Origin of the sequence: Spongiactinospora gelatinilytica (assembly GCF_003236385.1) — a bacterium.
Lineage (GTDB): Bacteria > Actinomycetota > Actinomycetes > Streptosporangiales > Streptosporangiaceae > Spongiactinospora > Spongiactinospora gelatinilytica.
This window is the reverse complement of sequence record NZ_POUA01000312.1, coordinates 1-9,396: the sequence shown is the minus strand read 5'-3', so window position 1 is coordinate 9,396 and position 9,396 is coordinate 1. Positions and strand designations below refer to the sequence as shown.

At 72.2% G+C, this 9,396-nt stretch carries 10 protein-coding genes; all 10 read left to right on the top strand.

Translation table 11 applies throughout. The features are described from left to right. Window positions 1-407: dihydrodipicolinate synthase family protein (locus tag C1I98_RS41840; RefSeq protein WP_368773549.1), on the top strand; the 407-nt coding region annotated here is incomplete at its 5' end. Beyond that, on the top strand, window positions 408-1,196 hold the full coding sequence (locus C1I98_RS29580) for an SDR family oxidoreductase (RefSeq protein WP_111170681.1): 789 nt from the start codon (window positions 408-410) through the stop codon (window positions 1,194-1,196). Then, entirely contained in the window at window positions 1,193-2,350 is a 1,158-nt protein-coding gene (locus C1I98_RS29575) for a pyridoxal phosphate-dependent aminotransferase (protein ID WP_111170680.1), read from the top strand. The genes C1I98_RS29580 and C1I98_RS29575 overlap by 4 nt, the downstream gene beginning before the upstream one ends. Window positions 2,351-2,531: 181 nt before the next feature. Then, a complete protein-coding gene (locus tag C1I98_RS29570; protein WP_111170679.1) occupies window positions 2,532-4,163 on the top strand; it encodes an ABC transporter substrate-binding protein in 1,632 nt (543 codons plus the stop codon). A gap of 78 nt (window positions 4,164-4,241) precedes the next feature. Continuing rightward, window positions 4,242-5,219 (top strand): ABC transporter ATP-binding protein, encoded by a 978-nt coding sequence (locus tag C1I98_RS29565; RefSeq protein ID WP_111170678.1) that lies wholly within the window; start codon window positions 4,242-4,244, stop codon window positions 5,217-5,219. Next, window positions 5,216-6,196, top strand: a complete 981-nt coding sequence (locus tag C1I98_RS29560; protein WP_111170677.1) for an ABC transporter ATP-binding protein — start codon at window positions 5,216-5,218, stop codon at window positions 6,194-6,196. Before C1I98_RS29565 ends, C1I98_RS29560 begins: the two co-directional genes overlap by 4 nt. Beyond that, window positions 6,193-7,098 (top strand): ABC transporter permease, encoded by a 906-nt coding sequence (locus tag C1I98_RS29555; protein WP_111170676.1) that lies wholly within the window; start codon window positions 6,193-6,195, stop codon window positions 7,096-7,098. The genes C1I98_RS29560 and C1I98_RS29555 overlap by 4 nt, the downstream gene beginning before the upstream one ends. A 4-nt stretch (window positions 7,099-7,102) precedes the next feature. Next, window positions 7,103-8,035: an ABC transporter permease gene (locus tag C1I98_RS29550; protein WP_111170675.1), complete on the top strand. Its 933-nt coding sequence runs from the start codon at window positions 7,103-7,105 to the stop codon at window positions 8,033-8,035. Between the two features lie 31 nt (window positions 8,036-8,066). Next, window positions 8,067-9,188 (top strand): Gfo/Idh/MocA family oxidoreductase, encoded by a 1,122-nt coding sequence (locus C1I98_RS29545; RefSeq protein ID WP_111170674.1) that lies wholly within the window; start codon window positions 8,067-8,069, stop codon window positions 9,186-9,188. Window positions 9,189-9,190: 2 nt separating this feature from the next. Continuing rightward, the coding region (locus C1I98_RS29540; RefSeq protein ID WP_199537304.1) for a hypothetical protein at window positions 9,191-9,396 on the top strand (206 nt) is incomplete at its 3' end.

Genomic DNA, 9,396 nt, shown 5'->3' with positions numbered 1-9,396 from the left:
CGCCCACCCCGCCCAAGATCACCAAGCTGCTGGCGGCGGCCCCGGAGCTGACGGTGTTCGGCGGGCTCGGCGGCGTGTCCGCCTACAGCGAGCTGACCAGGGGTGCGGCCGGGACGATGACCGGGTTCGCGTTCCCGGAGATCCTCCGGGCGATACGGCGGGCCGTCGAGGCGGGCGACCGGGCCCGCGCCGCCCGCGTCTTCGACCGCTACCTGCCCTACATCGCCTTCGAGGGCCAGCCCGGCATCGGGCTCGCCGTCCGCAAGGAGGTGTTGCGCAGGCGCGGCGCGCTGACCACCGCGCGCACCCGGGGCGCGGCGCTGGACGCGGTGACCGTCGCCGAGCTGGACGACGTGGTGGCCCGCGTCGGCCTCACGCCCGGCCCCGACCGGCTGGAGGTCGAGTAGATGGACCTCGGGCTGAACGGCCGCCGGGCGCTGGTCGGCGGCGCGACCTCCGGCCTCGGCCTGGCCATCGCGCACGCGCTGGCCGCCGAGGGCGCGGAGCTGCTGCTGTGGTCCAGGGACGAGGAACGGCTGGCCGGGACGGCCGCCGAGATCGCTCAGGCCACGGGGGTCAGGCCGCACATCGTCGCCGCCGACGCCACCGATCCCGGCGCTGCCGACCGGGTCGCCGCCGCCGCGGGCCCGCTGGGCGGCGTGGACGTCCTGGTGCTGAACGCGGGCGGCCCGCCCGCCGTCCCGCCCGACGCGACCAGCCCGGACGCCTGGCGATCGGCCTTCCAGATGCTCGCCGTGACACCGATCGAGCTGGCCACGCGGCTGCTGCCGGGCATGCGCGAGCGCGGCTTCGGCCGGATCGTCGCGGTGCTGTCGTCGGGCGTGCGCGAGCCGATCCCGGCGCTGGCCTACTCCAACGCCGGCCGTTCCGCGCTCGCCGCCTGGCTCAAGACGGTCTCCCGCGAGGTCGCCGCCGACGGCGTGACCGTCAACGGCGTCCTGCCCGGCCGGATCGCCACCCCGAGGGTCGCCGCCCTGGACGAGGGCGCGGCGGCCCGTGAGGGCGTCCCGGTCGCCGAGGTCAGCGCGCGCAGTCAGGCGACCATCCCGGCCGGCCGGTACGGCAGGCCCGAGGAGTTCGCCGCGGTGGTCGCGTTCCTGGCCTCCACGGCGGCCTCGTACGTCACCGGCTCGACCGTCGCCTGCGACGGCGGAATGCTGCGGGGCCTGCAATGAGCGGGTCCACAGCGGGGTTTCCGACGGGCCGGTCCGTGGACGCGGTCACCGGCTCGGGCATCCGGGCCATCGCCAACGCCGCCTGGCAGGTCCCCGACGCGATCCGCCTGGAGATGGGCGAACCGGACTTCCCCACACCTCCGCACATCGTGGCCGCCGCGCACGAGGCCGCTCTGAACGGCGCCACCCGCTACACGCCCACGGCCGGCATCCCCGAACTTCGCGCGGCGCTGGCCGCGAAGGTCCGCGCGGTCAACGGCCTGGACGCGGACCCCGAAGACGTCTTCGTCTGCGCGGGCGCGGTCCAGGGCCTGGCCGCCGTGTACCGGAGCCTGCTGGACGAGGGCGACGAGATCCTGGTGCCCGACCCGGGCTGGCCGAACTTCGCGAACCTGGCCCGGCTCGCCGGGGCCCGCCCGGTGACCTACGAACTGGAGGCCGCGGCCGGCTTCCTGCCGGATCTCGCCGCGCTGGACCGGCTGGTCACCGCGCGCACCCGCGCGATCCTGGTCAACTCGCCGTCCAACCCGCTGGGCGTGGTGTGGCCCGCCGAGGCGCTGGCCGAGGTGGCCCGCTGGGCGGCCGGGCGCGGCCTGTGGGTGGTGTCGGACGAGTGCTACGACCAGCTCGGGCTGGACGACGACCCGCCGCCCTCGGTCGCCGCCGTGGCCCTGGACGCGCCGGTCGTGACGGTGTACTCCTTCTCCAAGACCTACGCGATGACCGGGTGGCGGATCGGGTACGTCGTGGCCCCCGCGCCGGTCGCCGGGCGGGTCGCCAAGGTGCTGGAGACGGCGGTCTCGTGCGTCTCCGCGCCCGGCCAGCACGCGGCCCTGGCCGCGCTGCGCGGCCCGCAGGACGTCGTGGAGTCCATGCGCCTGGCCTATCGCGAACGCCGTGACCTGGCCCTTCGCGTCGCGGCCGAGCACGGCCTGCGGGCGCTGCGCCCGTCCGGCGCGTTCTACCTGTGGGTGGACGTCGGCGTGCCCTCGCACGACCTGGCGCTGCGGCTGCTGCGTGAGCGGCAGGTCGCGGTGGCCCCCGGGTCGGCGTTCGGGCCGGCCGGCGAGCGGTCCGTGCGCGTGTCACTGGCCGCCGCGCCCGCCGACATCAACGAGGGCCTGGTTCGCCTGGCCGCTTTACTGAGCACCTGAAAAAGGCATTTCACTCCATCCCAAACCCTTGACGACCGGATATCCGCCCACTCATATTGTTGATTGTCGACGATCGACCAAAGATCGGCGACTGCGGGGACGAGTATCGGAAGCGGCACAGCAAAGCCCGCCTCAGACCCTCGGGGGAGCCCCCGCGAAGTTGATCCCGAGGAGGCATTCCATGGCCAAATCTCGCGCCCTGCTGCTCATAGGGCTGGCCGCGGCCCTGTTCTCGGCGGCGGCCTGCGGTTCCGTGCAGAAGAACGCCGGCACCGCCACCACCCCCGCCCCCGGCGGCGACCAGCCCCGCGCCGGCGGCACCATGACCGTCGCCTACAAGTCCGACCCCAAGACCTTCGACCCGGCCGTGTGCTACGACGCCACCTGCTGGAACAACATGCGGATGCTGTACGACCGCCTGTACGACTACAAGGGCGCGACCAGCGAGCTGGTGCCCCAGGCCGCCGCCGACTTCCCGAAGGTCTCCGAGGACGGCAAGACCTACACGATCACCCTGCGCCCCGGCATGACGTTCTCCAACGGCTCCCCGGTGCGCGCCCAGGACGTCGCCTACTCCCTGGCGCGGCTGCTCGACCCGGCCACCAAGTCGCCGGTGCGCGGCTTCTGGACCGGCGTGGCCGGCGCGGACAAGGTGAAGGGCGGCAAGGCCGAGGGCATCGAGGCGGTCTCCGACACCGAACTGCGCATCCGCCTCACCCAACCGAACTCCTCGTTCAAGTACATCCTGGCCATGCCGCACGCCTCGGTCATCCCGCAGGACGCGGGCGACGACGTGGCCACCAAGCCGGTCGGCTCCGGACCGTTCACCTTCAAGGAGTTCTCCCCGGGACGGCAGATCCTGCTGGAGAAGAACACCGCCTACTGGGACAAGCCCCGCCCGTACGTGGACAAGGTCATCGAAAAGCTCGGCGTCAACCCCGACGTACAGCTCCTCCAGTTGGAAAAGGGACAGATCGACCTGATGGGCGACCCGATCCCGCCCGCGCAGTTCCTCTCGGTCACCGCGAACGCCGCGCTCAAGCCGCAGACGCTCACCATCGCCAAGCCCACGACCTACTACCTGACGCTCAACGTCAAGATGAAGCCCTTCGACGACCCCAAGGTCCGCGAGGCGATCTCCTACGCCATCGACCGGTCGTTCCTGCTCAAGCTGGTGAACGGCCAGGGCGAGGTGGCCAACGAGTTCCTGCCGCCCGGCGTGCTCGGGCACACCGAGGACAAGCTCGTCCACGACCAGGACATCGCCAAGGCCAAGGCGCTGCTCGCCGAGGCGGGCCACCCGAACGGCTTCACCACCACGATGTACACCTGGAACACCTCCCCCTGGACGAACCTGCTGCCGCAGATCCAGCAGGACCTCGCCAAGATCGGGGTCAAGATCGAGCCCCGCCCGCTCCAGCAGAGCGCGTTCTTCGACCTGGCAGGCACGCCGGGCAAGGCCCCGATGACGCTGCGGTTCTGGGTGGCCGACTTCCCTGACGGCAGCAACTTCTTCCAGGCGCTGACCTCCTGCGCCGCCGCCGTGCCCGGCGGTCAGAACAACTCGTTCTACTGCTCCAAGGAAGTGGACGACCTGGTGGTCCAGGCGCTCGCGGTGGGCACCACCGAGGAGGCCGAGAAGCTGTACGCGGAGGCCACCGCCAAGCTGCTCGCCGACAACCCGATCGTGCCGCTGTACTACGGCACCAAGACCGAGGTGTTCGGCAAGAACGTCGGCGGCTACCACCCGCAGCCCATCTGGGGCTTCGACATGGCCGCCTACTGGAAGACCGACGGCAAGCCGCTGAGCTGACCGCGCGCGGCCCGGCGTCGTCCTCCCTCCGGCGCCGGGCCGATCCCCCAGAGCAAGCCCCCCAGGAAAGGCTGAATCATGAGCGCCTTGCTGGACGTCGAGGATCTCGTCGTCCGCTTCGCCACGCCCGGCGGGGAGCACACCGCCGTGCGCGGCGTCTCCTTCTCGGTGCGGGCGGGCGAGCGCGTCGGCATCGTCGGCGAGTCGGGGTCGGGCAAGTCGGTGACCGCCCAGGCCGTACTCCGCCTGCTCGGACCGGCCGCCACCGTGGCCGGCGGCGCGGTCCGGTTCGACGGCCGCGACGTGCTCGCCTTCGACCGCGGCGAACTTCGCCGCTGGCGCGGCGCGCAGGCCGCCATGGTCTTCCAGGACCCGCTGTCCAGCCTCAACCCGCTGGTGCGGATCGGCCGTCAGGTCACCGAGACGCTGCGCGAACACCTGGGCCTGGACCGCCGCGCGGCCACCGCCAAGGCCGCCGAACTGCTCGCCTCGGTCGGCATCCCCGACGCCGCCGCCCGGCTGCGGGAGTATCCGATGACGTTCTCCGGCGGCATGCGCCAGCGGGTCGCCATCGCCATCGCGATCTCCTGCGCGCCGCGCCTGCTGATCGCCGACGAGCCGACCACCGCCCTGGACGTCACCGTCCAGGCCCAGGTCCTCGACCTGATGGACGGCATGACCGCCGACCTCGGCACCGCCGTCGTCCTGATCAGCCACGACCTCGGCGTGGTGTCCACCTTCTGTGACCGGGTGCTGGTCATGTACGCCGGGCGGGTCGTGGAGAGCGGCACCGCCGACCAGATCGTCGAGGACCCCCGCCACCCGTACACCCGGGCGCTGCTCGCCTCCATCCCCTCCCTGGAAGGCGAACTCCCGCGGCGGCTCCCCTCCATTCCGGGCACCCCGCCGCAGCCGGGGCGGGCCCACACCGGGTGCGCGTTCGCCGATCGGTGCCCGCTGGCCGCGGACGTCTGCCGGGCCGAGGACCCCGAACCGCTCGAGCTGGGCGACGGACGCCTGGCCGCCTGCCACTTCGCGGACCGGAGCGCCGGATGAGCCCCGTGGTCGAGGTCGAGGACCTCAAGGTGTACTTCGGCAGGCGGCGCGGCGGCACGGTGAAGTCCGTGGACGGGGTGTCGTTCGACATCGCGCCGGGGGAGACGCTGGGCCTGGCCGGGGAGTCGGGGTCGGGCAAGAGCACGATCGCCCGCGCGCTGCTGCGGATCAACGAGCCCACCTCCGGCCGCGTGGTGATCGGCGGCCGGGACGTCACCAAGCTGCGCGGCGCGGCGCTGAAGGCGTTCCGCCGCCAGACCCAGATGGTCTACCAGGACCCCTACGACTCGCTCGATCCCCGGATGCGGATCGGCGCGACGGTGGAGGAGGCGCTGCTGGTACGCGGGGTGCCCGCGAGCCGCAGGGCCGCCGGGGTGCGCGAACTGCTCGACCGGGTGGGCCTGCCCGCCTCCTACGCCCGGCGCTACCCGCACGAGCTGTCCGGCGGGCAGCGCCAGCGGATCTCGATCGCCCGCGCGCTCGGCGTGGACCCGGCGGTCATCGTGTGCGACGAGGCGGTGTCGGCGCTGGACGTGTCGGTACGCGCGCAGATCCTCAACCTGCTCAAGGACCTCCAGGAGGAGGCCGGGCTGGCGTACCTGTTCATCTCGCACGACCTGTCCACGATGCGCTTCGCCGCCGACCGGGTGGCGGTCATGTACCTGGGGCGGCTGGTCGAGATCGGCACCCGCGACCAGGTGTTCACCGCGCCCCGGCACCCGTACACGCGGGCGCTGCTGGCCGCCGTCCCGGTGCCGGGCGGGCGCGGCAGGGGGCCGCGGGCCCGGCTCGCGGGCGAGCCGCCGAGCCCGGCCGACCCGCCCGCGGGCTGCGCCTTCCACCCGCGCTGCCCCCTGGCCGCCGCCGAGTGCGTGACCACGCGCCCGGAACTGCGCCGCAAGGACGACGGCCGGATCACCGCCTGCCACTTCGTCCCGGACGCCCCCACCGGCCCTGGCTCGGAGGTGACCGCATGACCGCGCCCATCGAAGTGCCCGGCCTGGAAACGGCGCCGCCGCGACGGCCGTTGCGCCAGGCGTGGCGCAGCCTGCTGCGCGACATCCCCGCGCTGATCTCCATCGTGGCGCTGATCCTGCTGGCCCTCGCCGCGCTGCTGGCGCCGGTGCTGGCCCCGCACGACCCGCTGCGCACCTACGCCGAGGGCCTGACCGACCAGGGCGCGCCCGTCGCGCCCGGCGGCGGTTTCCCGCTCGGCACCGACCCCAACGGCCGCGACGTGCTCTCCCGCCTGCTGTACGGCGCGCGCGTCTCGCTCACCATCGGCGTCTTCGCCAACGGCCTGGCCACCCTGGTCGGCGTGGCCGTCGGCATCACCGCCGGATACTTCGGCGGCCGGGTGGACACCGTGGTCAGCCGGATCACCGACGTGGTGATGTCGTTCCCGATCCTGCTGTTCTGCGTCGCGCTGATCACCGTGACCGGTCCCAGCCAGCGCAACGTGGTGCTGGTCATCGCGCTGATCTACTGGACGTACCTGGCCCGGATCATCCGGGGCATGGTGCTGTCGCTGCGCGAGCGGGAGTTCGTCACCGCGACGCGCACGCTGGGCGTGAGCACCGTGCGCATCCTGTTCCGGCACATCCTGCCGCACCTGGTCCCGGCGATCATCGTCTACGCCACCCTCGGCGTGGCCAGCTCGATCCTGATCGAGAGTTCGCTGTCGTTCCTCGGCGTCGGCGTGCCGGTGCCCGAGGCGTCCTGGGGCCAGATGATCGACGACGGCCGCAAGTACTACGAGGCCGCGCCCTGGCTGCTGTTCGCGCCCGGCGTCTGCCTGATCGTCACCGTGCTGGCCTTCAACCTGGCCGGCGACTGGCTGCGCGACCTGCTCGACCCCACCGCACCGGAACGGAGGTGACCCCATGACCCCGTGGGTGCTGCGCAGGCTCGGCCAGATGGTCCTGGTGCTGCTCGGCGTGGTGACGCTGGCCTTCTTCATGTCGTACGCGGTACCGGGCGACCCGGCCAGGCTCATCGCCGGGCCGAACGCCGACGCCGCGACCGTCGCCTCCATCCGCCACCAGCTCGGACTGGACGCCTCCCTCTGGTCGCAGTACACCGGCTTCCTGGGACGGCTGGCCCGTGGCGACCTCGGCACGTCGTACGCGCTGCACGGCGCGCCGGTGAGCGAGCAACTGGCGCTGGCGCTGCCGACGTCGGCTCTGATCGCGGTGGGCGGCGTGCTGTGGCAGGTGATCATCGGCGTGCCCGCCGGGATCATCGCCGCCTACCGGCCGGGCCGGGCGGCCGACCGGATCGCGACGCTGGGCGCGCTGGTCGGGCTGTCCGCGCCGCCGTTCTGGGTGGGGCTGCTGCTGATCTACTACCTGGCGTACCGGCTGTCGATCTTCCCGCTGACCGGGCTGGGCGACCCGATGTGGTGGTACCTGGCGCTGCCGACGTTCACGCTGGGGCTGGCCGGGGCGGCGTGGTACGCCCGGATGACCCGCACGCAGATGATCGAGGTGCTGCGGACGCCCTACATCCAGCTCGCCAGGGCCAAGGGCCTGCGCGAGCGGACGATCCTGCTGCGGCACGCGCTGCGCAACGTGCTGACCCCGCTGATCACCATGATCGGCATGGACTTCGGCTACTTCCTCGGCGGCGTGCTCATCATCGAGTCGGTCTTCGGCCTGCCGGGCGTCGGCAAGCTGACGTACGACGCCATCGACCAGCTCGACATCCCCATGATCACGGGCGCGGTGCTGTGCGCCGCCTTCTTCGTGGTCGTCATGAACTTCCTCGTCGATCTCGCGTACGCGGCCATCGACCCGCGTGTGCGCAACCGCCGCTGAGCGACCCTCAAAGGAAAGAGAGAGAACGGATATGGGACAGGACAGGCTGCGAGTCGCCGTCGTCGGCGCGGGCAAGTGGGCGCGGGACGCGCACATCCCCGGCTGGCAGCGTGACCCCCGGGTGGACGTGGTCGCGCTCGCGGACGTGGACGCGACGGCGGTGGCCGAGGCGGGGGAGGAGCACGGCGTCGAGCGCCGCGTCACCGACTACCGCGACCTGCTCGGCGACCCCGACATCGACGTCATCGACGTCGCCACCGGCAACCGCGCGCACTTCGAGATCTCCGTCGCCGCGCTGGAGGCGGGCAAGCACGTACTGTGCGAGAAGCCGGTCCATCACGACTACCGCGAGACCCGCAGGGCCGCCGATCTGGCCGCCGCGAAGGGGCTGAAGAGCAAGCTGGGCTTCACCTTCCGCTACGCGCCGGCCGTGCAGTACGCCAAGGAGCTGATCGACTCCGGCTTCGTCGGCACCCCGTACATCTTCAACGGCTACGAGCAGAACAGCCAGTGGATCGACCCGGCCACGCCGCTGCGCCAGGTGGACCCGGACGCCGACCCGGCCACCCTCCAGGTCTCCTCCATCGAGGGGTACGGCGCGCCGATCATCGACATCATGCACTGGTGGCTGGACTCGCCCATGACGTCCGTGGTGGGCACGATGCGGAACTTCGTCCCCGAGCGGATGGTCCGTGACACCGGCCTGATGAGCCGGATGAACATCGACGACGGCGACATGTGGATCGCGGAGTTCGGCTCGGGCGCGCTCGGCTCGATCCAGTCGTCGTACGTGACCGTCGGCAACTACCCCGGCGTCGAGGCGCGGATCTTCGGTTCGGAGGGCGCGGTCATCGTGCGGCTGGTGGACGAGGCGGGCATCTGCCAGACCATCAAGACCGCCACCAAGGACTCGGTGGAGTTCGTCGAGCGGGAGATCCCGCAGCGGTTCTTCCCCGAGAACGGGCACTCGCGGGAGCCGTGGCCGTTCCTGTTCTACTCCAACCTGTGCCGGAACTTCGCCACCGAGATCCTTTCCGGCCAGGAGGCCAACCAGGGCGACTTCCGGCAGGGCGCGCTCGTGCAGGAGACCGTGAACGCCTTCGAGCGCTCCTACCGAGACCGCCGGTGGGTCGGCTTCCCGCTGGAGGTGTGAGCGTGGCTCAAGACTGGGGCGATCTCGCCGGCGACGCGGCGGCCGAGGCGCTGTGCGAGGAGGCTTTGGACGCCTCCTCCGGCGCGGACTACGCCGATGTCCGGCTGGTGGAGTGCGAGGAGACCCGCCTGTACGGCCGGGCGGGCGCGGCCCCCGACGAGCGCGCCGAGCACACGCTCGGGGTGGGCGTGCGGGTGCTCTACGAGGG

What these genes read in the sequence shown, in the direction of transcription:
- C1I98_RS29570 (WP_111170679.1), top strand. Translation starts at nt 2,532, where the DNA reads ATGGCCAAATCTCGCGCCCTGCTGCTCATAGGGCTGGCCGCGGCCCTG.
- C1I98_RS29580 (WP_111170681.1), top strand. Translation starts at nt 408, where the DNA reads ATGGACCTCGGGCTGAACGGCCGCCGGGCGCTGGTCGGCGGCGCGACC.
- C1I98_RS29545 (WP_111170674.1), top strand. Translation starts at nt 8,067, where the DNA reads ATGGGACAGGACAGGCTGCGAGTCGCCGTCGTCGGCGCGGGCAAGTGG.
- C1I98_RS29575 (WP_111170680.1), top strand. Translation starts at nt 1,193, where the DNA reads ATGAGCGGGTCCACAGCGGGGTTTCCGACGGGCCGGTCCGTGGACGCG.
- C1I98_RS29560 (WP_111170677.1), top strand. Translation starts at nt 5,216, where the DNA reads ATGAGCCCCGTGGTCGAGGTCGAGGACCTCAAGGTGTACTTCGGCAGG.
- C1I98_RS29555 (WP_111170676.1), top strand. Translation starts at nt 6,193, where the DNA reads ATGACCGCGCCCATCGAAGTGCCCGGCCTGGAAACGGCGCCGCCGCGA.
- C1I98_RS29565 (WP_111170678.1), top strand. Translation starts at nt 4,242, where the DNA reads ATGAGCGCCTTGCTGGACGTCGAGGATCTCGTCGTCCGCTTCGCCACG.
- C1I98_RS29550 (WP_111170675.1), top strand. Translation starts at nt 7,103, where the DNA reads ATGACCCCGTGGGTGCTGCGCAGGCTCGGCCAGATGGTCCTGGTGCTG.